Genomic DNA, 24,422 nt, shown 5'->3' on the forward strand with positions numbered 1-24,422 from the left:
CACCCCACTGACCGACGTCAACCCCACCGGCACCGGCGACTGGACCGGCTGGACCATCACCACCGCCCTGACCGGCAACCTCCCCGCCCTCTACGCCCGCAACACCACCACCGGCGAACTCTGGTACTACAACCCCACCACCCTCACCAACCTCGCCTCCAACGCCGCCCTCGGCAGCACCGACAACCAACCCACCACCCCCACCAAAATCGCCGCCAACGGCTGGACCACCACCACCAAACCCGTCCTCCAAGCCGCCGACATCAACCGCGACGGCACCATCGACCTCTGGGCCCTCGACGGCACCGGCCAGGCGGTCGCGTACCTGCTGAACGGCACCACGCTGACCGCCCAGACCGCGCAGACGCTCGTCCCGCCGACCCACCAGTGGCCGCTGGCCGAGGGCGGCGCCGAGGGCAGCCGGGTGGCCTCCACCGCCGATCCGGCCGGTGGTCTGACGCTGAGCGGCAGCACCGGCGCGACCTGGAACAACCAGGGCATCTTCAATCCGAACGTCCACCTCAACGCGAACGCCAATGGTGTGCTCAGCACCTCCGGTCCGGCGGTCAACGCGTCGGCCAGCTTCAGCGTCTCGGTATGGGTCAAGCCGGAAGACTTCGGCGGTGTCGTGCTGTCCCAGGACGGTGCCAACACGTCCCGGTTCATGCTGTTCGGCGACGGCCCGGGAACAAAGCAGTGGAAGTTCTGCCTCGCCCGGGTCGACAGCGGCTGGTCCTACGACTGCGTGAGCGGCAACACCGTCCAGCTCGGTGTCTGGACGCACCTCGGAGCGACGTACAACGCCACCACCAAGGAGATGGCGCTGTACGTCAACGGCATCGACATCGCAGCCACCAGCCACAACCCGGTCGCCGGGACCGACGGCAGCTTCCGGGTCGGTGACTACCTGAACACCGGCACCCACCAGGTGTACTACCCGGGTTCCGTCTCGGACGTCCGCACCTGGGCGGGCACCGCGCTGAGTCCCGACCAGGTGGCGCTGCTCTCCGGCACGCCCGGCTACGTACTGTTCCCCGGTGACGACACCAACCACTCCAGCGGCACCACCTGGACCGCCGGACGCGCCACCATGTCCTTCCGCAACGGCACGCTGACCATCAGCAACCCCGGCTACGGCACCTGGACCATCGGCGGCGGCGGCACCTCCTCCTCGGTCCTGACCCTGCAGGCCGACGGCAACCTGGTGATCTACCCGCAGGCCGCGCACACCGGCACTCCCCTATGGGCCTCCGCGACGTACAACAACGGCGGTGCCGCACTGTTCTTCCAGCCAGACGGGAACCTGGTCCTCTACAAGACCGACGGGGCCCCGATCTGGAGCTCCAACACCTTCAGCCGCGGTCCGAACAACAGCGCCGCCACCAACGAGTCCGGCGGCACCGGCAAGCTCCGCTACGCCGACTTCAACGGTGACGGCCGAGCCGACGCGATCACCATCGCCGACAACGGCGCCATCAGCGTCAAGCTGAACACCGGCGGTGACGGCCACGGCGGCTGGACGGACTTGGGCCAGGTCACCGGCGGCGTCACCACCGACCGCACCAAGGTCCGCTTCGCCGACTTCGACGGCGACCGCAAGGCCGACTACATCGTCTTCAACGGTGCCGCGGTCAACGTCTGGCTGAACGCCGGCGGTGACGGCCACGGCGGCTGGATCTACTACGGTCAGGTCGCCACCGGAGCCATCAGCAACCCCGACCAGGTCCGCTTCGCCGACTTCGACGGTGACGGCAAGACCGACTACATCATCACCCAGGCCAGTGGCGCGGTGGGCGTCTTCCTGAACCGGGGCGGAGACGGCCACGGCGGCTGGGCGGACACCGGTCAGGTCGCCGTCGGCCTGACCAGCGACCGTAGCCGCATCCGCTGGGCCGACCTGGACGGCGACGGCAAGGCCGACTACACCGTCGTCAACCCCGACGGGAGCGTCACCTCGTACATCAACCACGGCGGCGACACCGGCAACGGCTGGGTCATCCGGAGCACCGTCTCCACCGGACACACCACCACCCAGAGCAAGGTTGACTTCACCGACCTCGACGGTGACGGCCGCAGCGACTACCTGGTCATCGACGGCACCACCCACGCATGGCTCTCCAACGGCGGTGACGACTTCGCCACCCCCGGCTGGACCGACTGGGGTCAGGTCCTCGGCATCGTCTGACCCGGACGACGAACACTCGAATGAGAACACCCCGGCCCCGTTCGGTGACCGAACGGGGCCGGGGTGTTCCCGCCTGCCGGAGACCCACCGGCACCAACCCCGAACGGCAGCTCGCACGCCGCCTAGAGTGGGCCCCATGAACGGAGTGACCGTCCGCCGGGCCGGAGTTGACGACGCGTCCGCGCTGGCCGCGCTGCGCCTGCGGTTCAAGCGGGAGGACGAGGACGGCGAACCGCCGGGGTCGGCGGCGGAGTTCCTCGCCGAGTGCGAGCGGTGGCTGCGCACCCGGCTGGCCGGGCCGTGGCTCGCCTGGGTGGCGGAGGCGGACGGGCGGGTCTGCGGGCACGTGTTCCTCTGCCTGGTGGAGAAGGTGCCCAGCCCCTACCCGTCCGCCGACGCCCTCGGCTACGTGACGAACTTCTACGTCACCCCCGAACGGCGCGGCCACGGCCTGGGCCGGGCCCTGCTGCAGGAGCTGAACCGCCACACCCGCGCCCGGCCGCTGGACACCCTGGTCGTCTGGCCCTCCGAACGCAGCGCCCCGCTGTACCGGCGGCACGGCTTCGCCCCCTCGGCCGAACTCCTCGAACAGCCCGTCGCCCCGAGCTGAGCCCCCCTCGTGGGGGACGGCGCTCACAGCCCGTCCCCCAGCGTGCCGCCCTCCCGTGCGCCCGGGAGGACCCAGCCCACCGCCGAGGCGGTGTGCGTCAGGAACGGGGTGAGCGCGTCGCGTTGGGCGAGGCGGGTCTGGACCCGGGTGAAGAGGGCGGGGTCGGGCATGAAGGCGCAGAAGAGGAGGCCGCGGTCGGTGGGGCCGTCGTCGTAGGACCAGCCGCGGCGGAGCATCCGGGCGCCGCCGTCGAGGCGGGGGCTGCTGAGGCGGACGTGGGCGGTGGCGGGGATGACGTAGGAGCCGTCGGGGTGCTTGGCGTAGATGTCGGGGTCGTCGTGCTCGGCGGTGCCGGTGAGCGGGGCGCCGGTGGCGGCGCGGCGGCCGGTGGCGAGTTCCCGGCGGTCGGCGGGGAGGGCGGCGAAGGCGACGGTGTCCATCCGGATGCGGCGGTAGACCAGGACGGTGCCGTCCCGGTGCCACAGGGCGAGGTCGGCGGGGTCGGGGTTGGCGGTGCCGTCCTTGAAGCCGAACAGGTTGCGCGGGGTCCGCCCGTCCGGGGTGGGGGCAGGAAGCCGGACTGGTGCCAGCGGACGGCCGCGCCGTGGGGGGCCGCCGCGAGGAGGTGCTCGGTCAGCAGGCCGGTGGTCCAGGGCTGTTCGGCGCCGACCTGGAGCAGTAGGTCGCCGCCGCCGCGGGCCGGGTCGAGGCGGTCGCCGGGGAGGGCGGGGAGCTCGGCGAGCGTCCCGGGGGCGGGCAGGCGCAGGCGGGCGGCGAGGGCGGGGCCGACCGCGGCGAGCGAGGTGACCGGCGGGGTGCCGGGCAGTCGCGGGTCGTCGAGGCCGCCGTCCGCGGCCCGGGCCAGCACCTCGCCGACGGCGGCGAGCAGGGCGCGCAGCGCGGCCCGGTCGGCGTCGGCGGGCAGGTGGAAGGCGAGCAGCCGGGTGGCGGCGAGCGGACGGTGCGTCACCCCGGCCTGGCGGGTGCCGTGGAACGGGACGGCCGCGGGCGGCGGGGCGGCTGGTGCCGCGGCCGGTTCGCGGACCAGCGCGGTCGCGGTGGCGGCGCCCGCCCCGGCGGCGAGGGCGGCGCCCGCGGCCAGCAGGGCCCGGCGGTCGAATCCGGGGGCGCGCTGGATCGCCGCCGAACGCGCGGGCCTCGCCGCCGACGAGCGCCTCGCCTTCGCCACGGTCACGGACGGGCGGGCCGTGGGCCACGTTGTGCTCAAACGCCCCGGCGGCACCGGCCTCGCCCCCCGAGCGGTGGCCCTCCTCTCCGCCTGGGCCCTCTCCCCCGCCGACGGCCCCGCCCTGACCCGCCTGGAACTGATCCACCACGCGGACAACCCCGCCTCCTGCCGGGTCGCCCGGAAGGCCGGCTACCCCCTCGAAGCCCTCCTCCCCCGCCCCCGCGAACGCCACCTGCACGCCCTGACCCACCCGGCCGCGGACTGACCGGCCCGGTGCCCCGCCCCCGGACGGGCGCTCCGGCGGGGTCGGCCGCCCGGTGCGGTCAGTCGCCGAGGGCGAGTTTCGCGCCGAAGCCGAGCACGGCGACGCCCGTGGCCCGGTCGAGCAGGCGGCGGACGGCGGGGCGGCGCAGGCGGGTGCGCAGGGTGTGGGCGAAGGCGATCAGGGCGGCGGACCAGAGCAGGCCCTCGGCCACGTGGACCGAGGTGAGCAGGATGCCGGCCGCGAGGTGCGGGGCACCGGCGGGGATGAACGGGGGGAGGACGGCGACGTAGAAGACGCCGACCTTGGGGTTGAGCAGGTTGGTGAGCGTCCCGCGCCGCCACCCGGCCCACCACCCGCCGGGCCCGTCGGCCCCGTCGTCGCTGCCGCTGTCACCGCCGCTGTCGCTACCGCTGCCGTCGCCCGCCCCGTCCCGCCGCGGGTGCCGTTCGCGCAGCATCCGCACGCCCGTCCACAGCAGGTAGCAGACGCCGGCCCAGTGCAGCGTCTCGTAGGCGAGGCGGGAGGCGGTGAGCAGCACGCTGATCCCGGCCGCGGAGGCGGTGCCCCAGACCAGGGTGCCGGTCTGGATGCCGAGGACCACGCCCCAGGCCTGGCGCCGGCGCCCGAGGACGGCGGTGCGCAGGATCAGCGCGGTGTCGAGCCCGGGGGTGAGCGTGAGCAGGCCCACCACCAGGGCGAAGGAGGCGAGCGGTCCGGCCATCGTCGTCAGGTCCACGGACGGCCGGTCCACGGGGCGGCGGGGCGGCCGAAGCGGGCGAGGCAGTGCCAGACCTTCTTCAGGTCCTGCGGGTCGTGCCGTCCGCCGCGCGCCGCGGCGCCGATCGCGGCGGGGTCGAGCAGGCCGTCGCGGGCGATCGCCGCGCCGAGGGCGGTGATGTGCGGGCCCCGGTAGTCGGCGTGGCGGGGCAGTTCGGCGGCGGGGAGGCGGTAGCCCGGGTGCCACTCGACGGGGCAGGGCAGGGCGCGGGCGGCGGCCTCGACCTCGGTGCCGCGGTGGCTGGGGTCGAAGACGAGCGCGGCGACGTGGGTGTCGAACCGGACGGGGCCGTGCAGGTGGGCCTCGACGTAGTCGTCCAGGGCGTCCTGTCCGTCGGCCTCGGCGAGCGCGAGCAGCGGCATGGCGTCGACGGTGCCGAAGTCCTCGGGTTCGAGGAAGCTGTCGGGGTAGCAGAAGGTGGCCCGGTGCAGGGCGGCGGGCACCAGCCGGACGTGCGCGGAGCCGAACCGGGGCGCGCCGCCGTAGGGGCTGCGGTGGCGGTTGAGCGCACCGTAGACGGGGCGGCGCTCGGCCGGGGCCTGGTCGTAGGCACCGCCGAAGATCCGGCTCTCCCACTTCCAGCGGTCGCCGCCGGGGTGGGCGGTGAGGCCGCCGTTGCTGGTTCCGGTGCTGAACTGGGAGCGGTAGACGCCGTCGCGGGCCATCGCCGCCAGGACGGGCAGGCCGTCGGGGCCGGTCCGGTCCGGGTGGAAGTGGAGCGTGACGTCGAGCCCGGCGGGCAGCGGGTCGCCGCTGGTCCGGGCCGCGATGTGCCGGAGGGCGGCGCGGGCTTCGGGCGTCTGTTCCATGGCGCGCAGTCTGCCCGGGCCGGGTCGCGGGCGCAGCCGGTTTTCCGCGCCGCACGCCGGGTGGCACTCCGGGTGGCACTCCGGGTGGCACTCCGCGCCGCACGCCGGGTGGCACTCCGGGCGGTGCGACGGACGGCACTCCGGGCGGTGCGACGGACCGCGCAGCCGGGGGCGCGGGGCGGTGCGCGCGCCCCCGGCCGGGGCGTTTCAGCCCGCGTTGATCCGGGCCGCCCGGCGCAGCAGTGCGGGGCTGAGCCGGCCGAGCAGGCGGGCGGCCTTGGCCTCGACCGTGACGGGGACGACGGCCTTGCGGGTGCGGACGGCGCGGACGATCTCGGCGGCGACCTTCTCCGGCGGGAAGCCCCGGCGGGCGTACATCTTGGCGACCCTGGCCTGCTTGGCGGCGAGTTCGCCGTCGCCGAGGCCGGAGAAGGTGCTGGTGCGGGTGATGTTGGTGTTGACGATGCCGGGGCAGATGGTGGAGACGCCGATCCGGTGCGGGGCGAGTTCGGCGCGCAGGCAGTCGGAGAGCATGAAGACCGCGGACTTGGAGGTGGCGTACGCGGCGAGCACCTTGGAGGGCAGGTAGGCGGCGGCGGAGGCGAGGTTGACGAGGTGGCCGCCCTCGCCGCGGTCGACCATCAGCTGCCCGAAGGCGCGGCAGCCGTGGATGACGCCCCACAGGTTGACGTCCAGGACGCGCCGCCACTCCTCCTCGGTGGTCTGGAGGAAGGTGCCGGAGTGGCCGATCCCCGCGTTGTTGACCACCACGTCGGGCACCCCGTGCTCGGCGGCGACCTGCCGGGCGAACGCGTCGACGGCCGGGCCGTCGCTCACGTCGACCCCGTAGGCGGCGGCCTTGACGCCGGAGAGGGTGCAGAGTTCGGCGGTGCGCTGCGCGGCGGGCAGGTCGCGGTCGCAGACCACGATCCGGGCGCCCTGCTCGGCGAAGGCCAGCGCGGTGGCCCGGCCGATGCCGCTGCCGCCGCCGGTGACGACGACCAACTCGCCCGCCGCGGAGGGTTCCTGGCGGGCGGCGCCGTGGTCGCGGGCGGTGAACTCGCGGACCAGGGCGGCCACCGCGGGGCCCTTCTCCAGCAGCGCGGACCAGTGGGTGGCGTTCAGGGTGCGCCGGGTGAGCCGGGGTGCCCAGCGTTCCAGGCCCTCGGAGAGGAAGTCGGAGACGTAGTGGTCGCGTTGCAGGGTGATCAGCTGCACCGGCACCTCGGTGTGCCGTTCGCGCGGCCGGCGCACGGCGGGGCGCATGTTGGCCCGGTACAGCTCGATGCCGTGCACGGCGTCCCGCGCGAGGGTGGCCTGCGGGTGGCCGGGCCGGGGGCGGACGGCCTCCAGGTCGCGCAGCACCCGGGGCCACAGCCGGGCCAGGCCGAGCTTCCAGGCGGCGGGGGCGAGCACGGGCAGGTGGAACAGCGCGATGTACCAGGAGTGCGCGCCCTGCCGCAGCAGTTGGGACAGGTGGCGCGGGGTGGGGCGGCGCAGCCGGTGCCGGATCCAGTGGCCCATGTGGTCCAGGCACGGGCCGGACATCGTGGTGTAGCCGGCGATCCGCCGGTACGCGCCGGGCGCGGTGACGGCCTCCCAGGACTGCACGCTCCCCCAGTCGTGCGCGACGACGTGCACCGGCCGGTCGGGGCTGACGGCGTCGGCGACGTTGAACAGGTCCGCGCCGAGCAGCTCCAGCCGGTAGTCCTCCCGGGCGGCGGGCACCCCGGAGGCCCCGGAGCCGCGGGTGTCGTAGCGCACCACGTGGTGGTCGACGGCGAGGTCCGCGGCGACGTCGTCCCAGACCGAGTGGTCGTCGGGGTAGCCGTGCACCAGGATCACCGTCGGGTCGGCCGGGTCGCCCTGCTCGTACACGGCGAGGGCGAGCCCGCCGGAGTCGACGGTGCGCCGGCGGATCCCGTTGCTGCGGCCGGTCATGCGCGTGCCTCCTGGAGTGTCCAGCGCCGCACGTGCGGCAGGTCGTCGTCGAGCCAGTACGCGTCGTCCTCGGTGACGACGAGGAGTTCTTCGAACTTGATGCCCACGTCGCGGAAGCCGATGTGCGGTTCGACCGCCCAGAGGCCGGGGGTGGGGGCGTGGTGGGAGGCGCGTCCGCCGGCCCAGAGCGGGGAGCGGCCCTCCAGGCGTTCCTTGACGAGTTCGCGGCCGAGGGTCTGGAGGGTGCGGACGCCGAAGCCGAACAGGTTGACGCCGGCCGGGCCGCGGGCGGTGGTCCGGGTGACCTGGTGGCCGATGACCCGGCCGGGGTAGACCTGGTGGCGGTTGTCGTAGCCGTGGGCGGCGAGTTGGGCGTCGACGGCGGCGTACACCTCGGCGAGGGTGCGGCGGGCCCTGACCTCGCGCAGGATCAGTTCGCGGTAGACCTTCAGGTCCTTGGCGAGCAGGTCCCAGACGGGGTTGTCGCCGACCTTGCCGCCGTAGCCGATGTCGGCGGTGTAGCCGTCCACCACGGGCGCGCAGTCCAGGACGTACGGCATGCCCTCGGTGAGCACCCGGGAGCCGGCGAAGAACTGGAGCGGGGTGTGGAAGTGCCGGAAGGCGGTGCGGTCGCCGAACCAGGCGAACGGGACGTGGAAGAAGTCCTGCACGCCGGCCCGGACCAGGCAGCGGCGCAGTTCGGCGGTGACCTGGCGTTCGGTGACGCCGGGTTCGATCCAGGCGGCGACCTGTTCGGCGCAGTGGTAGGAGAGCTGCTGGACCTCCCGGAACTTCGCCAGGTCCCGTTCGCCGTACGGGAATCGGGGCGGTTGCTTCATCGCTCACACCTCCAGGACGAGGGTCTCGCCCGCGGCGGCCCGGGTGACGCAGGGCAGGATCAGGCCGGCGGCCCGCTGTTCGGCGGTGAGCCGGCGGTCGCGGTGCTCGGGGGTGCCGCCGGTGGCCTTGAGCACGCAGGTGCCGCAGAAGCCCTGCCGGCAGGAGTAGGGCAGGTCGGGCCTGACCTCGCGGGCGACGTCCAGCGCGGAGCGGTCGGCGGGGACGGTGAGCGTCCGGCCGTCGATCCGGATGCCGAACGGGTGCCCGTCGCGGATCGGCGCCGCCCCGAACCGTTCGAAGTGCAGTGCGGCGGCGGGCGATCCGGGCAGGGCGCGCTGGACGGCGAGCAGCATCGGCGCGGGGCCGCAGACGTAGACGGCGGCGCCGCGGGGGGCGTGCGCGAGCAGCTCGGCGGCGTCGGGCAGGCCGTGCTCGTCGTCGGTGCGGACGGTCACCCGGGCCGGGTCGAGGGCGCGCAGCTCGTCGGTGAACGGGAGGGCGGCGGCGGTGCGGCCGGTGTGGACGAGCCGCCAGTCGAGGCCGGCCTGCCGGGCGGCCCGGGCCATCGGGAGCAGCGGGGTGACGCCGATGCCGCCGGCCAGGAACAGCACCTTCTCCTCGCCGCAGAACGCGAAGCCGTTGCGCGGGCGGCGCACCCGCAGGCGGACCCCGACGTGCAGGTCGTCGTGGACCTCGACGGAGCCGCCGCCGCCGTCCGCGATCCGGCGCACCGCGATCCGGTAGGCGTGCCGGTCGGCCGGGTCGCCGCAGAGCGAGTAGTGGCGTGCGCGGCCGGACGGCAGGGTCAGCACGATCCGCGCGCCGGGCTGCCAGGGCGGCAGCATCCCGCCGGACGGGTCGGCCAGCCGCAGTTCCGCCACGTCCTCGGCGACCACCCGGTGCGAGACCACCACCAGGTGCAGCGGCGGCACCGGCCGGGCCTCCGGTCGGCGCGGGCTGCGGCGCAGCCCGGGGCGGCCCAGCGCGGGGCTGTACCGGTCGCCGAAGGCGGTCAGCCGGGCGAAGAAGCGGTCGGCCCGGGGACGTCCGTACAGGTCGGGGGGTGGCGTTTCGAGATCCATGGGGGTACGGCTCCAAGAGGTGTTCACGCCCCGCCGGGGGCCATCGGTGTTCGCGTCCCTGGTCGCGCGTCCGGTTCGGGCGCGCGCCCGGTTCCGCCGGGCGTCCGGTTCCGCCAGGTTTCCCGTTCGGGCGGGTTCCCCGTTCGGGCGCGCCCTGTTCAGTGGGTGGCGGCGGCCTTGGCCGCCGGCGACTTCGCCAGGTAGGCGAGGGCCTGCGAGGAGCTGCCCTCGCGGGTGGGGTGGTAGCCGGGGCCGAAGTAGCGCGCGGCGGAGCGCAGGAAGCGGGCGGGTTCGGGCAGCAGGCCGCGCCGGGCGGCGCGCCGGGCCTCGCGCCAGGTGGGGGCGAGCCGGCCCTCCAGGGTGGGGTCGGCGGCGAGCATGAAGCGGGCGCCGCGGATCCACAGGTGGATCAGCAGCGGGCCGGAGACGAACATGCCGCGGACGCGCCGCAGGTAGCCGGGGTCGAGGTGGCGCATCAGGTCGTAGGCGACGCTGCGGTGTTCGACCTCCTCGGCGCCGTGCCAGCGCAGCAGGTCGAGCATGGTGGGGTCGGCCTTGGCGCGGTCGAGGCCGGGCGAGTTGAGGGCCCAGTTGCCGAGGAAGGCGGTGAAGTGCTCGATGGCGGCGACGAAGGCGACGCGTTCGATGACGTTCTCGCGGCGCTGGCGGGCGGTCAGGCCGGGCTTGTCGCCCAGGACGCGGCGGAACAGCCAGCTGATCTGCCGGACGTAGGGGCGCGGGTCGAGGCCCTGGCCGAGCAGGTGGTCGAGGACTTCCTGGTGGGCCTCGGCGTGGATGGCCTCCTGCCCGATGAAGCCGAGCACCTCCTCGCGCAGCTGTTCGTCCCGGATCAGCGGCAGCGCCTCCTTGAACACCTTGACGAACCACCGCTCGCCCTCGGGCAGCAGCAGGTGCAGCACGTTGATGGTGTGGGTGGCCATCGGCTCGTCGGGGATCCAGTGCAGCGGCAGCCCGGACCAGTCGAAGCGCACGTCACGCGGTTCGAGCACCAGGCTGTCGTGCACGCTGACGGGCGGGGTGGGGCGGGGCATGGGGGTGCCTCCTGACGCGCGGCGGACGGGGGGAGCGGCCCCGGGTGGGCACACCGGCAAACTACTCGCGGGTAGCGGGCCGGACAAGGGGTTCGACCACTCTTATCAACATCGAGTCTAATAAGCCCCGATCGAGTGACCCCCGCCGCCGACCCGCTTGCCCCCACCGCCGCGAACCGCCAGTGTGTGCCCCGTGCCGGGTCAGCGCGCTGATGCCGCCCGGCGCCCCGCCCCCCTTCCCGCCCCCCGACCAGGAAGCCCCGTGACCGACGACCGCACCCCCCTCGTCCGCGCGCTGATCGCCCACCCGGTGCTGGCCGCGCCCGCCTACCCGCCGCCGGACCGGACGGCCACCGACCCCGCCGCGCTGTTCATCGCCTGGCTGCTGGACGCCCTCGCGGCGGGCGGCCCGGACGCCCAGGTGGTGACGCTCTCCACCGTGGACGCCGCGGGACGGCCGGACGCCCGGGTGCTGGTGCTGCGGGACGTCGACGCGTCCGCCGCCGCCTGGCACTTCTGGACCGAGCCCGACTCCCCCAAGGCCCGCCAGCTCACCGCCCGCCCGGACGCGGCGCTCACCGTCTACTGGCCGGTCCAGGGCCGCCAGGTCCGCCTCCGCGGCCCGGTCCGCCCCTCCCCCGGCTGCTCCACCCCCTCACCCGCCCTGCACTGCTACGCCCTGCACGCGGCGGAGGCCGAGTTCTGGCAGGCGGGCCCGGAACAGCGCCACCTGCGCCGCCGCCACACCCGCACCGCCGACGGCTGGACCGACACCGGCTGGACCGACACCCGGCTGCCCGCTAACTGAGCAGCAGCCGCCGCAGCCAGCCCGCCCGGGCCGCGACCGCCGCCCGGCTGATCGCGGCCTGCGGGGCGAGGGTGTCGAAGCCGTGCGGGGCGCCGGGCCAGACGTGCAGTTCGGCGTGGCCGCCGGCGCGCCACAGGGCATCGGCGTAGGCGGTGACCTCGTCGCGGAAGGTCTCGGCGGAGCCGACCTCCAGGTAGGCGGGCGGCAGGCCGGACAGGTCGCGGGCCCGGGCGGGGGCGGCGTACGGGGGGAGGTCGGGGGTGCCGTGCAGCGGGCCGAGCGCGGCCTGCCAGGCGGTGGCGTTGGAGACGGCGTCCCAGGTGTCGTGCCCGGCGGCCTGCCGGGCGGAGGCAGTGCCGCCGCGGTCGTCCAGCATCGGGCTGAGCAGCAACTGCCCGGCCGGGGAGGGGATTTCACCGAGTTCACCGCGTCCGTCGCGTTCGTCGCGCAGCAGCAGGGCGAGCGCGGCGGCCAGCCCGCCCCCGGCGCTCTTGCCGGCGAAGACGATCCGCCCGGGGTCGATCCGCAGCCGCCCGGCGTGCGCGGCCGTCCAGCGCAGTGCCGTCCGGCAGGCGTGCAGCGGGGCCGGGTAGCGGGCGGCGGGCGCGAGCGGGTACTCGACGGAGAGCACGGCCAGCCCGAGTGGTTCGGCCAACTCCCGCAGCACGCGCGGCAGGACGGCGTACGCGTTGCCGCCGATCAGTCCGCCCCCGTGCAGGTAGAGCAGTGCGGGCAGCGGCCCGGCCGCCCCGGCCGGGCGGGCGGCGACCACGGGGACGCCGTCCGCGTCGTGCTCGGCGGTCTCGAACCGCCCGCCGTCGGCGAGTTGCCGCAGCGTCGGCCGGGGCCGGCGCTGCGCGTCCCGTCGCTGCCACTCCCCCAGCGCCTCGGGCGTCAGCGGCGCGGGCACCCCGCCGCGGGCGGCCAGGGCGGCGGCCGTCTCCCGGTCCAGGTAAGGCTTCTGCGTCATGCTTCCGGAGTTGTACCCCACCGGGCGCGATCCGTCGGTCTCCGCCGCTCGGACGTGGTGCGGCTCGGTGCGGGAGGGGCGTCCCCGCGGTCCTGCCGGGTCGGACGGCCGGTCGGGTGCCGGGGGTGCGGGGACCGGCCCTACGGCAGGGCGAGCCAGTCCGCCCAGGAGATCCCGCGGCCGGGGAAGCGCGGCTGCTCGAACGGCCAGTCGGCGGCGATCCACTGCGGGACCAGCGCGTCGAGGGCCTGCTCGACCTCGCCGCCCGCCAGCTCGTCCACCACCCACCAGGAGATGTCGGCGTCCGCACCGGCCTTCTCCGGCGGGTCGATGTAGACGCAGCCGAGCAGGGCCGTCTCCGCCGTGTCGAACAGCGCGTAGTTGAAGGATTGGTGCGCGGCGATCTCCTGCTCGTGCCGCAGCAGGTCGGCCCGGTCGGCCTCGTAGGTCATGGTGGCCGCGGGCCAGCCCCAGGCCGGGCCGTAGATGGTCCACAGCCGCTCGCGCGAACCCATCACGGCCGGGTAGTCGAGCGGGGTGTCCGCCTCCCGGATCGGCCGCAGGTGGTGACCGCCGCCCGGCAGCGGTACCAGGACGGGGTGGACGAAGTCGTCGGGGAGCCAGCTCATGGGGCCCGACCGTAGCAGCGCGCGCCCGTCCGGTCCCCTGGTTTTCCCCGCCCCACCACCGGCCCACCACCGGCCCGCCTCCGGGCCGGGCCGCCACCGGCCCGCCGGGAGCACCCGATCGGCCGCTCGGTCAATGCGGGCGGGCGCGGCCGGGCCGCAGTAGCGTCCGAGGGCGCGCGGCCCCATCCGGGAGGGCCGTGCGGGCGGCGCGGGAGGCGGCGGTCCCTGATGGTCGGGCTGGAACTGGTCGTGCTGCTGGGCGTCGCGCTGCTGGCGTGCCGGGCGGCCTCGGTGCGGCTGGGGATCGCCGCGCCGGTGCTGCAGTTGGGCGCGGGCGTGCTGCTGGGGTTCCTGCCCGCGCTGCGCGAGGTGGAGCTGCCGCCGGAGGCGGTGCTGCTGCTGTTCCTGCCGGCGCTGCTGTACTGGGAGGCGATGACCTCCTCGTTGCAGGAGATCCGGCGCAACCTGCGCGGCATCGTGCTGGCGAGCACCGCGCTGGTGGTGCTGACGGCGGGCGCGGTGGCCGCGGCGGCGCACGCGACGGGGGTGCCGTGGGGCCCGGCCTGGGTGCTGGGCGGGGCGGTGGCGCCGACGGACGCGACGGCGGTGGGGGTGGTGGCCCGGCTGCTGCCGCGCCGCAACCTGATGGTGCTGAAGGCCGAGAGCCTGGTGAACGACGGTACGGCGCTGGTGGTCTACGGCCTGGCGGTGGGCGTCACGGTGGGCGAGGAGCGGCTCGGGGTGCTGCACGTGTCCTGGCTGTTCGCGCTCTCGTACGTGGGCGGGGCGGCGGCGGGCGGGCTGGTGGCCTGGCTGGGGGTGCTGGTGCGGCGCCGGGTCTCGGACCCGCTGAGCGCGAACCTGGTCTTCCTGCTGGTCCCGTTCGGGAGCTACCTGCTGGCGGAGTCGATCGGGTCCTCGGGCGTGCTGGCGGTGGTCACCGCCGGGCTGATCATCAGTCAGACCTCGCCGACCACCGGCAGCGCCGCGGCCCGCCGGCAGATCGTCGCCTCCTGGTCGCTGGGGACGTTCCTGCTGAACGGCGCGCTGTTCGTGCTGGTCGGCATCGAGGCGCAGAGCGCGGTGCGCGGGCTGACCGCCACCACGCTGGCGCGGGCGCTGGCCCTGGTGGTCGTGGTGGCGGCGGTGCTCACCGGCACCCGGATCGCGTTCCTGTTCGCCTCCGCGTACCTGATCCGGGCGGTGGACCGGCGGCCGCAGCAGCGGGCCCGGCGGGTCAGCGGCCGGGCCCGGATCGTCAGCGGACTGGCCGGGTTCCGCGGCGCGGTGTCGCTGGCGGCGGCGCTGGCCGTCCCGGCCGCGCTGGACTCCGGGGAGCCGTTCCCGGACCGGGACCTGATCGTCTTCGTCACCTTCGGCGTGATCGTGCTGACCCTGCTGCCCGGCCTGGTGCTGCCGGGCGTGGTGCGCTGGGCCCGGCTGCCGGACCCCTCGGCGGACGGCGCGGAGGAGCGGCTCGCCCACGAGACGGTGCTGCGGACCGCCCTGGCGGCGCTGCCGGAGGCGGCGGCCGAGGTCGGCGCGGACGGGGAGCTGGTCGAGCGCTACCGGCGCGAACTGGAGGCCGCGCTGGCCGACCTGACCTCCTCCGACGCCCCGGACGCCTTCGCGCGCGACCCCCGGGACACCGCGCTGCACCTGGCCCTGCTGGCCCGCAAGCGGGCCGCACTGGTGCGGCTGCGCGCCGAGCACCGGATCGACGACACCGTGCTGGTCACGCTGGAGACCCGGCTGGACATCGAGGAGCTGCGGCTCACCCACCCCGAGGCGGTGGACTGAGCCCCGGCCCCCGGCGTCCGGCGCCCGGCCCCCGGCGTCCGGCGTCCGGCGTCCGGCGTCCGGGCCCAGCGCAGCACGGCGAGCTGCCCGGCGTCCGGGCTCAGCGCAGCACGGCGAGCTGCCCGGTGGCCCGGGTCATCGCGACGTAGCGGTCCACGGCGCCCTCGACGCCGTCGCCGAACGCGTCCGGGTCGACCAGCACCACCAGGTCGAACTCCAGGCCCTTGACCAGTTCGGGGCTGAGCGAGCGGACCCGGCCGCCGCCGAGGAAGGTCGGGTCGCCGATCACGCAGGCGGTGCCCTCGGGGTGCTCGGCCAGCCAGGCGTCCAGCAGCCCGTCGCGTTCGGCGCGGGCGCCGTGGTGCACGGGCCGGCCGCTGCGCCGGATCGAGGTGGGGACGTTGGCGTCGGGGAGCGCGGCCCGGATCACCGGTTCGGCCTCGGCCATCACCTCTTCCGGCGTGCGGTAGTTGACGGTCAGCGAGGTGAGGGTGATCCGCTCCAGGCCGGCCCGCTCCAGGCGTTCGGTCCAGGACTCGGTGAAGCCGTGCCGGGCCTGGGCCCGGTCGCCGACGACGGTGAAGGAGCGGGAGGGGCAGCGGGCGATCAGCATCTGCCACTCGGCGTCGGTGAGTTCCTGCGCCTCGTCCACCACGATGTGGGCGAACGGCCCGGCCAGCAGGTCGGGGTCGACGGGCTCGGGGTCGTCGTGGTCGATCAGCGCGTCGCGCAGGTCGGCGCCGCGCAGCATGGCGACCGCGCCCTCGCCGTCGTCGTCGGAGGTCAGCAGGTGGTCGACCACGCCGTCCATCAGCTCGCGCTCGGTGGCCAGCCGGGCCCGCCGGGCGCGCTGGCGGCGGTCGGCGTCGGTGTCGCCGAGGCGGCGGCGGGCGGCGTCCAGCAGCGGCAGGTCGGCGAGCGTCCAGGCGGCCGGGTCGGGGCGCTGGAGGGCGCGGATCTCCTCGCGGCTCAGCCAGGGCGCGCACAGCCGCAGGTAGGCGGGGACGGTCCACAGGTCGCCGACCAGGTCGGTGGGTTCCAGGATCGGCCAGGCGCGGCGCAGCGCGCCGAGCAGTTCGGGGTCGCGGCGCAGTTCGCGGCGGAGCACCTCGGGCGAGATGCCGTCCTCGTCGTCGAAGGAGTCGGCGTTCTTGTCCAGCAGGATGGTGATCAGCTCGTCCAGGACCTGCTGGCGGGCCTCGTTGTGCGGGGTGCCGGGGTCGGGGGCGGCGAACGCCTCGGTCCAGTCCTGGGGGTCGATCCACAGCTCGTACCACTCGGTGGAGAGCTTGCGGCCCTCGGCGGGCGGCTCCTCGTAGACGGCGACGGCCTTCTCGACCGCGTGCACCATCCCGGCGGCGGCCTTGAGCCGGGCCACCCCGGGGTCGGGTTCGGGCGCGACGGCGGCGCCCTCGGGCAGCAGGTCGCGCAGGGTGCAGGTCAGCACGCCCTCCTCGCCGAGGCTGGGCAGCACGTCGGCGACGTACGCCAGGTAGGGCTGGTGCGGGCCGACGAACAGCACCCGGCCCTTGCGGTGGCCCAGCCGCGGGTCGGAGTACAGCAGGTGGGCGGTGCGGTGCAGGGCGACCACGGTCTTGCCGGTGCCGGGGCCGCCGTCGACCACCAGGGAGCCGCGCGAGCCGGCCCGGATGATGGCGTCCTGGTCGGCCTGGATGGTGGCCAGCACGTCGCGCATCCGCGCGGAGCGGGAGCTGCCGAGGCTGGCGATGAACGCGGACTGGTCGTCCAGCGCGGCGTGGCCGTCGAGGCCGTCGGCGGTGAACACCTCGTCCCAGTAGTCGCCGACCCGGCCGCGCTGCCAGCGGTAGCGGCGGCGGCTGGCCAGGCCCATCGGGTGGGCGTGGGTGGCGGCGAAGAAGGGTTCGGCGGCGGGCGAGCGCCAGTCGACCAGCAGGCGGCGGCCGTCGGCGTCGGCGAGGCCGAGGCGGCCGATGTAGATCGGCTCGGGGTCGTCGGCGCGGACGATCCGGCCCAGGCACAGGTCGTGGCCGAAGCGGCCCAGGGTGCGCAGCCGGGCGGAGAGCCGGTGCACCTCGTTGTCCCGGTCCATCGCGGCCTGTCCGGCCCCGCCGGGGCTGCGGCGCACCTCCTCCAGGCGCGCGGTCAGCTCCGCGACGTCCCGCCGCAGGGTGGCGGCGACCTCGGCGAAGTGCCGGTCGTCGGCGGCGATCAGGGCCGGGTCCGCCTTGGCGGCGAGCCGCGCGGGCAGGTCGAAGGCGCTGGTCGTCGGCTGGTTCATGGGTGGTGACTCCGATCCGCTGCCGGGTCGGCCGCGCTCCGTCCGCGTGCTGCTCGCGGTCTGCCCCGTTCGTGCTGTTTGCGCGGGTTCCCCGGTTCAGACCAGCGATTGTGCGGCATCGGGGGGGCCTTGCGGCAAGGCCCCCCTTGCGGTATAAGTTTGATATCGGCAGGAGAGCGCGCGCTCCCTGCCTTTCGTGCGTCCGGGCGGCTGTCCGGCCCGCCCCCTCGACGGCCCTGTCGACCAGCCTCCCGTCAGCTCCCGTCCTCGCGCCGGGTCCTGATCAACTCGGCGATCTTCCGGACGAGTTCGCTGTCGCTGTGGGCGGCTCCGGAGTCCACCAGGGTGCCGAGGTGCTCGGCGGTGAGGGTGTCGTAGGCGGTCTCGGCGGCCTCGCCGGGGACGTGCTGGTACGCGGCGGTGGCCCGGAAGCCGACCACGGCGTCGACGAGTCTGGCCAGCAGCCAGGTCAGGGTGAAGGAGAACGCGGCCACCGCCAGCACGGCGAGCACCTGCTTGCCCAGCAGGCTCCAGCCGCCGCCGTAGAACAGGCCCTCGGTGCCGCTGATCCGGGCGGTGGCGAACAGGCCGACCATGACCAGGCCGGTGGTGCCGCCGACGCCGTGCACGCCGACCACGTCGAGCGTGTCGTCCACGCCGAAGCGGTACTTGAGGGTGACCGCCCAGGCGCAGACCAGCCCGGCGACCAGGCCGGTGACCACCGCGCCGAGCGGGTCGATCTCGCCGCAGGCGGGCGTGATGGCGACCATGCCGGCCACGCCCGCGGAGACCACGCCGGTGGTGCTGACCCGCCCGGTGCGCCACTTCTCGACCAGCGGCCAGGTGACCATCGCGGCGGCGCCGCCGAGCTGGGTGTTGAGGAAGGCCGCGGCGGCGGTGCCCTGGTCGTTGAGCGCGGAGCCGGAGTTGAAGCCGAACCAGCCGAACCAGAGCAGCCCGACGCCGATCACCACCAGCGGGATGTTGTTGGGCCGCTCCTCGCGCCGGGCCCAGTCGCGCGGGCCGCGCAGGGCGACGGCGACGGCGAGCCCGGCGGCGCCGGAGTTGAGTTCGACGGGCAGGCCGCCGGCGAAGTCGAGCGCGCCGAGCCGGTCGTGGATCCAGCCCTGGGAGTCGAACACCCAGTGCGCGGCGGGCGCGTAGACGACCAGCAGCCACAGCGGAACGAACACCAGCCAGCCGCGCATCCGGGCCCGGTCGGCGACCGAGCCGCTGATCAGGGCGACGGTGACCACCGCGAAGCCCATCTGGAAGGTGGCGAAGATGTAGGTGGGGATGGCGCCGCTGAGCGTGTTGATCCCGATGCCGCGGAAGAAGGCCAGGTCCAGGGTGCCGATCACCCCGGCCCCGCCGGCGTCCGGCCCGAAGGCCAGGGTGTAGCCGAGCGCCCACCAGACCAGGGTGCCGAAGGCGAGCGCGGCGAAGCTCATCTTCAGCATCATCAGGACGTGCTTGAGCCGGACCATGCCGCCGTAGAAGAAAGCCAGGCCGGGCGTCATCAGCAGGACCATGGCGGTGGAGGCCAGCAGCCAGGCCGTGTCGCCGGCGTTGTAGGCCGGCGGCATCGGCGGGGGCGCGGAGAGCACGGGTTCTACCTCCTGGAACGGGCGGGCGGGTCAGGTCTTGCGCAGGGCGGGGGCGGGGATGCCGGTGAGCAGCAGCCGGACGGCGCGCCAGGCGTCGGCGAGCGCGGCGGCGGTGCGGACGGGGCTGTCCTCCAGCAGGCGCAGCCAGGCGCCGGCGTCCTCGGGCAGGGTGGAGACGCCGTACCGCAGGCCGCGGCCGTCGAGGGCGCGGTGCAGGGTGTCGGCGATCTCGGCGGCGGGCCGCAGGTCGCTGACCACGAACAGGGTGGCGAGGTGGTCGTGCCCGGCGAACACGGCGGGGCCGGTGACGGTGCGCCGGTCGCCGCCGGGGGTGAGCCGCAGGGTGTCGACGGCGAGCGGGGTGCCGTCGGGGCGGACGATCTCCAGGTCGGTGGCGAGCACCCGGTAGTCGTGCCGCTCGTCGCGGGCGAGCCGTCCGGCGGTGATCGTCTCGCCGAGCACCACGGTGGAGCCGGGGGCGGCGGTGACGGTGGTGCGCTGGTAGAACCGGGAGTCGCGGAACGGGATCAGCGGGTCGGGCAGGTACTCCAGGTAGGCGCCCGGGGCCGCTTCGAGGTGGACCAGCTGGCTGGCGTAGTCCTGCTCCATCCGGAACACCTTGGTGGCGGCCTGGGTGGTGAGGTGGACCCGGGTGCCGGGGCCGCAGCGGACGTCGATCCGGTAGCGGTCGGCCTGGGTGACGCCGCCGCCGGTGGCCATCAGGTAGACGTGGGCGGCGTCGGGCCGGGCGGGGTCGATCCACAGCGGGCGCATGATCTGCAGCGGGGTCTTCTGGTACCGCTCGACGAGTTCGGTGCGGCCAGCGCGGACGGCGAAGGCCAGGTCGAGGATGCCGACCTTGGCGGGCGAGCCGGGGGCGAGGGTGTCGGGGCGCGCGGCCCAGCCGGCCACCTCCGCGGGGAGGCGGCCGGCGGACCAGTACGCCGCGTCGAGCCGGTCGGCGGCGGTCGCCGCCGTCGGCCGGGGCGGGGCGGTGGCCACGGTCAGATCAGCGCCTTGCGGCGGCTGCCGAGGAAGTCGGCGAGCTCCTGCACGCCGGTGCCGTCGAGCGAGTTGGTGAGGATGACCGGCTTGCCGTCGCGGACCTGGTGCGCGTCGGCCTCCATCACCTCGATGTCGGTGCGCACGTACCGGGCGATGTCGATCTTGTTGATGACCAGCAGGTCGGACTCGGTGATGCCCGGGCCGCGCTTGCGTGGCATCTTCTCGCCCTCGGCGGTGTCCAGCACGAACACGAACACGTCGGCCAGCACCGGGCTGAAGGTCAGCGTCAGGTTGTCGCCGCCGGACTCGTAGAGCAGGGTGTCCACCTCCGGGAAGCGCTCCAGGAGTTCGGCGCCCGCGGCCAGGTTCATGGTCGGGTCGTCGCGGACGGCGGTGTGCGGGCAGGCGCCGGTCTCCACGCCGACCACCAGCTCGGGGTCCAGGACCCCGGCCAGGGTGCGGCGCACGTGCTGGGCGTCCTCCTGGGTGTAGATGTCGTTGGTGATCACGGCGGGGCGGTGGCCGCGGGCGATCAGCACCGGTACCAGCGCCTCGATCAGCGCGGTCTTGCCGGAGCCGACCGGCCCGCCGATCCCGATCCGCAGGACGTTGTCGTCCACGGGCACTCCTTCTCTGGTGGTCGCTACTGGTGGTTGCTACTGGTGGTTGCTACTGGTGGTTGCTACTGGTGGTTGCTGCCGGCGGCCGCCACGGGCGGCCGCTGCCGACGGTTCAGCTGGCGAACAGGCGTGCCTCGGCGCGCTCGTGGCGGCCGGACATGATGTCGGAGGCGAAGGCGGTCGACCCGAGGTCGGCCTCCGGACGGGCGAGGGCCGCGCGGACGGTCTCCGCGATGACGGGGGCCGCGTCGCGCAGCAGCACCTGGGCCCTGCGGTGGTCGGTCAGCCGCAGCCGCAGCGCCGCCCCGGCGAAGCTGGCGCTGAACGCGAATAGGTCGCTCGCCACGGCCTGTCCGACCGGCACCCCGGCGGCGGCCTGCACCACGCCGGCCGCGACGGCCTGGCATCCGGGGGCCCGGCGCTCCTCGACCAGCCGCAGGTAGGCGGCGATCGGGGGGCGGTCGAAGACCTCCGCGGCCAGGTCGAGCAGCTGCCGCCCGGTGCGGGTGGCGGCCTGCCGCATCTCGCGGCTCAGCTTGCCCGCGTACAGCCGCCGGTCGACCCGGGCGACGGTGTCCGGCTCCCCCGCGGTGGTGGCCCGGTGGGCCAGCGCGAGGGCGGTGGCGTCGCCCGGGCCGACGGCGTGCCGCAGCAGGTCGGCGAGCAGCGCGGGCAGCGTGTCGGGGGTGACGGCCCCGGCCTGGGCGTAGCCCTCCAGGCTGTGCGAGAGGGTGTAGAAGCCGCTGGGGAACGCGGAGTCGGCGAGCTGGAGGCTGACCAGCAGCGCGGACAGCCCCCCGAGCAGCGGCGGTTGCGGCTGCGGCTGCTCGGGGGACGGGTGCTCCGGGCGGTCGTCCGGGCTGAGGAACATCCGCTACACCACGAAGTACAGCTGGTTGAGCGGCAGGGACTGGGCGGGCTCGATGGTGGCGACCTCGCCGTCCAGGGTGACCTTGAAGGTCTCCGGGTCGACCTCGACCTTCGGCAGCGCGTTGTTGCGCACCATGTTGTGCTTGCCGATCACCCGGGTGCCGCGCACCGGCAGCACCTTGCGCCGCAGGCCGAGCCGCTCGGGGACGCCCGCGGCGATGCCCGCCTGCGACATGAAGGTGACGTGGGTGGACTGCTGGGCCCGGCCGAACTGGCCGAACATCGGCCGGTAGAGCACCGGTTGGGGGGTGGGCAGCGAGGCGTTCGGGTCGCCCATCTGGGCCCAGGAGATGATCCCGCCCTTGATGATCATCTTGGGCTTGGCGGCGAAGGAGTGGATCGGCCAGAGCACGATGTCGGCGAGCTTGCCGGCCTCCAGCGAGCCGACGTGGTCGGCGATGCCGGTGGCGATGGCAGGGTTGATGGTGACCTTGGCCAGGTAGCGCAGCACCCGCTGGTTGTCGTTGCGGGCGCTGTCGCCCTCCAGCGGGCCGCGCCGGTCCTTGCAGTGGTGCGCGATCTGGAAGGTGCGGGTGACGGACTCGCCGACCCGGCCCATCGCCTGCGAGTCGGAGGAGACCATGCTGATCACGCCGAGGTCGTGCAGCACCGACTCGGCGGCGATGGTCTCGGCCCGGACCCGGGAGTCGGCGAAGGAGACGTCCTCGGGGATGTCGTGGTTGAGGTGGTGGCAGACCATCACCATGTCGAGCAGCTCGTCCACCGAGTTCTTGGTGTAGGGCAGCGTCGGGTTGGTGGAGGAGGGCAGCACGTTGGGCTCGCCGGTGACCCGCAGGATGTCGGGGGCGTGGCCGCCGCCCGCGCCCTCGGAGTGGAAGGTGTGGATGGTGCGGCCGTCGAACGCCGAGCGGGTGCTCTCGAAGTAGCCGGACTCGTTCAGGCTGTCGGTGTGGATCGCCACCTGCACGTCGTGCCGGTCGGCGGCGGACAGCGCGGCGTCGATCACCGCCGGGGTGGCGCCCCAGTCCTCGTGCACCTTCAGCGCGCAGACGCCGGCCTCGATCTGCTCGTCCAGCGCGCCGGGCAGGCTGCCGTTGCCCTTGCCCATCAGGCCGATGTTGACCGGCACGTCCTCGCACGCCTCCAGCAGGCGGGCGATGTTGAACGGGCCGGGGGTGCAGGTGGTGCCGTTGGAGCCGTCGGAGGGGCCGGTGCCGCCGCCGATCAGGGTGGTGATGCCGTTGGTCAGCGCCTGCTGGGCCTGCTGCGGGGAGATCAGGTGGACGTGGGTGTCGATCGCGCCGGCGGTGGCGATCAGATGCTCGCCGGAGATCGCCTCGGTGCCGGGGCCGATCACCAGACGCGGGTGGACGTCGTTCTGGGTCTGCGGGTTGCCGGACTTGCCGATCCCCGCGATGAGCCCGTCCTTGATCCCGATGTCGCACTTGACGATGCCGATCACCGGGTCGATCACCACCACGTTGGTGATCACGGTGTCCAGCGCGCCCTGTGCGGCGGTGGCCTGCGGGTCGGCGCCCATGCCGTCGCGCATGCTCTTGCCGCCGCCGTAGACGATCTCGTCGCCGTACAGGCCCTCGCTGTAGTCCTTCTCCACCTCCACGACCAGGTTGGTGTCGGCGAGTTGGAAGCGGTCACCGACCGTGGGACCGAACATGTCGGTGTACTGCCGACGGGTCATGATCGGCATCAGTTGGCGCCCTTCTTCTTGGCGGAGCCCTTGCCCGTGCCCTTGTCGGCGGACTTCCCGGCGGGCTTGTCGGCGGGCTTGTCGGCAGGCCTGCCCCCGGGCTCCGGCTCGTCCCCCGGCTGCTCGGAAGGCGTCTCCGCGGCGCCCTCGAAGCCGAGTTCCAGGGCCCGGTGGAAGGCCTCGAAGCGAGCCCGGGAGGAGACCGTGCTGCCGTTGAGCAGGCCGCTGAACCCGACCAGCCGACCGGTGCCCCCGTACTCGCACAGCTCGACCTCGCGGGTGCCGCCGGGCTCGATCCGCACCGAGGTGCCGGCCGGGATGTTCAGGTGCATGCCGAGCGTCCGGTCGCGGTCGAACCGCAGTGCCGAGTTGACCTCGAAGAAGTGGTAGTGCGAACCGATCTGGATCGCCCGGTCGCCGGTGTTGACCACCTCGACCTTGGCGGTGCGCCGGCCCGCGTTGATCTCGATGTCGCCGTCGCCGTACAGGTACGTGCCGAAACTCACTGGTGACTCCTTGCAGCCGTCAGCGGGGACGAGTGGAGGTGCTGCTGCGCCTCCGGGGGCGGCGGGGCGTGGCCGTGGGAGTGGCCCGCCCCGGGCCCGTGGTGCGGGTGGTGGTCGTGGCCGTGGCCGCCGTCCGGCCCGTGGCTGTGGGCGGGACCGTGCCGGTCGGCGGCGGCCAGGGCGGCCGCGAGGCCGTCCTCGCCGCTGTCGTGCAGACGGCGGACGGCGGCGGTGGCCCGGGCGGAGAGCACCGCGGCCAGCGCGGCGGGCCCGAGCAGCGGTCCGGCGTCGAGGACGGTCACCTCGGCGGGGGCCGGCGGCGGGGCGGCGGGCAGGAAGGACGCGGGCAGCACCGCGACCTGCCGGGCTCCGAGCAGCGCGCAGCGGCGCACGCCCTCGGCCGGGTCCGGGTCGCCGCCCAGGAGCGCGGTCTGCACCAGCCGGTGCCGCCCGTACCGCCGCACCAGGTGGGCGACCCGGTCCAGCTCGGCGTCCTGGTGGGGGTCGCCGCCGGGGGCGGTGAGCAGCAGCGCGGCCTCGGCGGGGACGGCGGAGGCGGCGGCGCGCAGCCAGCCGACCAGGTGCTCGGGGCCGCCGAACGGATCGGCGACGGCGGTGGTGCGGCGCAGGTCGGACGGCAGGGCGCGGACGGTGCGGGCGGCGTCGGCGATCAGCCCGGGGTCGCGGCCGAGCGTCATCGGGACGACCGCGGTGTCCTGCCGGGCGGGGCGGGCGGCGAGCGCCCGGTAGAGCTCCCGGCCGCTGGTGACCACGGTGGTGTCCGGCCCGGCGAGCTGCCGCAGGGCGGTGCCGTGCCCGGCTTCGTGCCCGCAGACCGCGAGGACGTGGACCCGGGTGCCGGACACC

Annotated in this window: 22 protein-coding genes and 1 pseudogene; 5 read left to right on the plus strand and 18 right to left on the minus strand. The window is 74.9% G+C overall.

Annotated elements, in window-relative coordinates:
* Positions 1-2,185, plus strand: a 2,185-nt coding sequence (locus K353_RS30025) for an FG-GAP-like repeat-containing protein (RefSeq protein WP_199528290.1), incomplete at its 5' end; no start/stop codon positions are given.
* A gap of 136 nt (positions 2,186-2,321) precedes the next feature.
* A complete protein-coding gene (locus tag K353_RS30030) occupies positions 2,322-2,795 on the plus strand; it encodes a GNAT family N-acetyltransferase (protein ID WP_111556657.1) in 474 nt (157 codons plus the stop codon).
* 23 nt (positions 2,796-2,818) lie between these two features.
* On the opposite strand, the gene K353_RS30035 is transcribed toward K353_RS30030, so the two are convergent.
* Both K353_RS30035 and K353_RS36670 read right to left on the minus strand, forming a co-directional pair.
* Entirely contained in the window at positions 2,819-3,448 is a 630-nt protein-coding gene (locus K353_RS30035) for a Dyp-type peroxidase (protein WP_255410780.1), read from the minus strand.
* Positions 3,427-3,765: pseudogene (locus K353_RS36670) on the minus strand (Dyp-type peroxidase domain-containing protein); the annotation flags it as partial. The gene K353_RS30035 and the pseudogene K353_RS36670, both read right to left, overlap by 22 nt.
* Here K353_RS36670 and K353_RS36200 point away from each other — a divergent pair.
* Entirely contained in the window at positions 3,740-4,249 is a 510-nt protein-coding gene (locus K353_RS36200) for a GNAT family N-acetyltransferase (protein ID WP_233533924.1), read from the plus strand. The pseudogene K353_RS36670 and the gene K353_RS36200 sit on opposite strands and share 26 nt — an antisense overlap.
* 58 nt (positions 4,250-4,307) lie before the next feature.
* Here K353_RS36200 and K353_RS30045 read toward each other — a convergent pair whose 3' ends face one another.
* The 6 genes from K353_RS30045 to K353_RS30070 all read right to left on the minus strand — a co-directional run bounded on the left by K353_RS30045 (position 4,308) and on the right by K353_RS30070 (position 10,751).
* On the minus strand, positions 4,308-4,970 hold the full coding sequence (locus K353_RS30045; protein WP_111556709.1) for a LysE family translocator: 663 nt from the start codon (positions 4,968-4,970) through the stop codon (positions 4,308-4,310).
* Between the two features lie 5 nt (positions 4,971-4,975).
* Positions 4,976-5,836: a DUF3626 domain-containing protein gene (locus tag K353_RS30050; protein ID WP_111556659.1), complete on the minus strand. Its 861-nt coding sequence runs from the start codon at positions 5,834-5,836 to the stop codon at positions 4,976-4,978.
* A gap of 207 nt (positions 5,837-6,043) precedes the next feature.
* Positions 6,044-7,777 carry an SDR family oxidoreductase gene (locus K353_RS30055; protein ID WP_111556660.1) on the minus strand — a complete coding sequence of 578 codons (1,734 nt, stop codon included), beginning with the start codon at positions 7,775-7,777 and terminating at the stop codon, positions 6,044-6,046.
* Positions 7,774-8,616 carry a M24 family metallopeptidase gene (locus K353_RS30060; protein WP_111556661.1) on the minus strand — a complete coding sequence of 281 codons (843 nt, stop codon included), beginning with the start codon at positions 8,614-8,616 and terminating at the stop codon, positions 7,774-7,776. Before K353_RS30060 ends, K353_RS30055 begins: the two co-directional genes overlap by 4 nt.
* 3 nt (positions 8,617-8,619) lie before the next feature.
* Entirely contained in the window at positions 8,620-9,699 is a 1,080-nt protein-coding gene (locus K353_RS30065; RefSeq protein ID WP_111556662.1) for a PDR/VanB family oxidoreductase, read from the minus strand.
* 158 nt (positions 9,700-9,857) lie between these two features.
* Entirely contained in the window at positions 9,858-10,751 is an 894-nt protein-coding gene (locus K353_RS30070; protein ID WP_111556663.1) for a metal-dependent hydrolase, read from the minus strand.
* 262 nt (positions 10,752-11,013) lie between these two features.
* Between K353_RS30070 and K353_RS30075 the strand changes: the two genes are divergently transcribed.
* Positions 11,014-11,559 carry a pyridoxamine 5'-phosphate oxidase family protein gene (locus K353_RS30075; protein ID WP_111556664.1) on the plus strand — a complete coding sequence of 182 codons (546 nt, stop codon included), beginning with the start codon at positions 11,014-11,016 and terminating at the stop codon, positions 11,557-11,559.
* Here the strand turns inward: K353_RS30075 and K353_RS30080 are convergent.
* Positions 11,552-12,529, minus strand: a complete 978-nt coding sequence (locus K353_RS30080) for an alpha/beta hydrolase fold domain-containing protein (RefSeq protein WP_111556665.1) — start codon at positions 12,527-12,529, stop codon at positions 11,552-11,554. The two genes, K353_RS30075 and K353_RS30080, sit on opposite strands and share 8 nt — an antisense overlap.
* Positions 12,530-12,669: 140 nt before the next feature.
* Positions 12,670-13,158 carry an N-acetyltransferase gene (locus K353_RS30085; protein WP_111556666.1) on the minus strand — a complete coding sequence of 163 codons (489 nt, stop codon included), beginning with the start codon at positions 13,156-13,158 and terminating at the stop codon, positions 12,670-12,672.
* 228 nt (positions 13,159-13,386) lie between these two features.
* Between K353_RS30085 and K353_RS30090 the strand changes: the two genes are divergently transcribed.
* The gene (locus K353_RS30090) at positions 13,387-14,958 is read left to right on the plus strand and encodes a Na+/H+ antiporter (protein ID WP_111556667.1); all 1,572 of its coding nucleotides are present in this window, start codon (positions 13,387-13,389) and stop codon (positions 14,956-14,958) included.
* A 100-nt stretch (positions 14,959-15,058) separates the two neighbouring features.
* On the opposite strand, the gene helR is transcribed toward K353_RS30090, so the two are convergent.
* The 8 genes from helR to K353_RS30135 form a co-directional block, all read right to left on the minus strand.
* Positions 15,059-17,218: an RNA polymerase recycling motor ATPase HelR gene (gene helR, locus K353_RS30100; RefSeq protein ID WP_111556668.1), complete on the minus strand. Its 2,160-nt coding sequence runs from the start codon at positions 17,216-17,218 to the stop codon at positions 15,059-15,061.
* A 254-nt stretch (positions 17,219-17,472) separates the two neighbouring features.
* Complete coding sequence (locus K353_RS30105) at positions 17,473-18,825, minus strand: ammonium transporter (protein ID WP_111556669.1); 1,353 nt, start codon at positions 18,823-18,825, stop codon at positions 17,473-17,475.
* Positions 18,826-18,855: 30 nt separating this feature from the next.
* The gene (locus tag K353_RS30110; protein WP_111556670.1) at positions 18,856-19,827 is read right to left on the minus strand and encodes an urease accessory protein UreD; all 972 of its coding nucleotides are present in this window, start codon (positions 19,825-19,827) and stop codon (positions 18,856-18,858) included.
* A 2-nt stretch (positions 19,828-19,829) separates the two neighbouring features.
* Positions 19,830-20,450 carry an urease accessory protein UreG gene (ureG, locus tag K353_RS30115; protein WP_111556671.1) on the minus strand — a complete coding sequence of 207 codons (621 nt, stop codon included), beginning with the start codon at positions 20,448-20,450 and terminating at the stop codon, positions 19,830-19,832.
* 112 nt (positions 20,451-20,562) lie between these two features.
* A complete protein-coding gene (locus K353_RS30120; protein WP_111556672.1) occupies positions 20,563-21,321 on the minus strand; it encodes an urease accessory protein UreF in 759 nt (252 codons plus the stop codon).
* A gap of 3 nt (positions 21,322-21,324) precedes the next feature.
* Entirely contained in the window at positions 21,325-23,049 is a 1,725-nt protein-coding gene (gene ureC, locus K353_RS30125; protein ID WP_111556673.1) for an urease subunit alpha, read from the minus strand.
* Positions 23,049-23,555, minus strand: coding sequence for an urease subunit beta (locus K353_RS30130; RefSeq protein ID WP_111556674.1), 507 nt, complete (start codon positions 23,553-23,555; stop codon positions 23,049-23,051). Before K353_RS30130 ends, ureC begins: the two co-directional genes overlap by 1 nt.
* On the minus strand, positions 23,552-24,421 hold the full coding sequence (locus tag K353_RS30135) for a cobalamin biosynthesis protein CbiX (protein WP_233533925.1): 870 nt from the start codon (positions 24,419-24,421) through the stop codon (positions 23,552-23,554). The genes K353_RS30130 and K353_RS30135 overlap by 4 nt, the downstream gene beginning before the upstream one ends.
* Between the last annotated feature and the right edge of the window lies 1 nt (position 24,422).

This window comes from Kitasatospora sp. SolWspMP-SS2h, assembly GCF_003259315.1.
In the GTDB taxonomy this organism is placed as follows: domain Bacteria; phylum Actinomycetota; class Actinomycetes; order Streptomycetales; family Streptomycetaceae; genus Kitasatospora; species Kitasatospora fiedleri.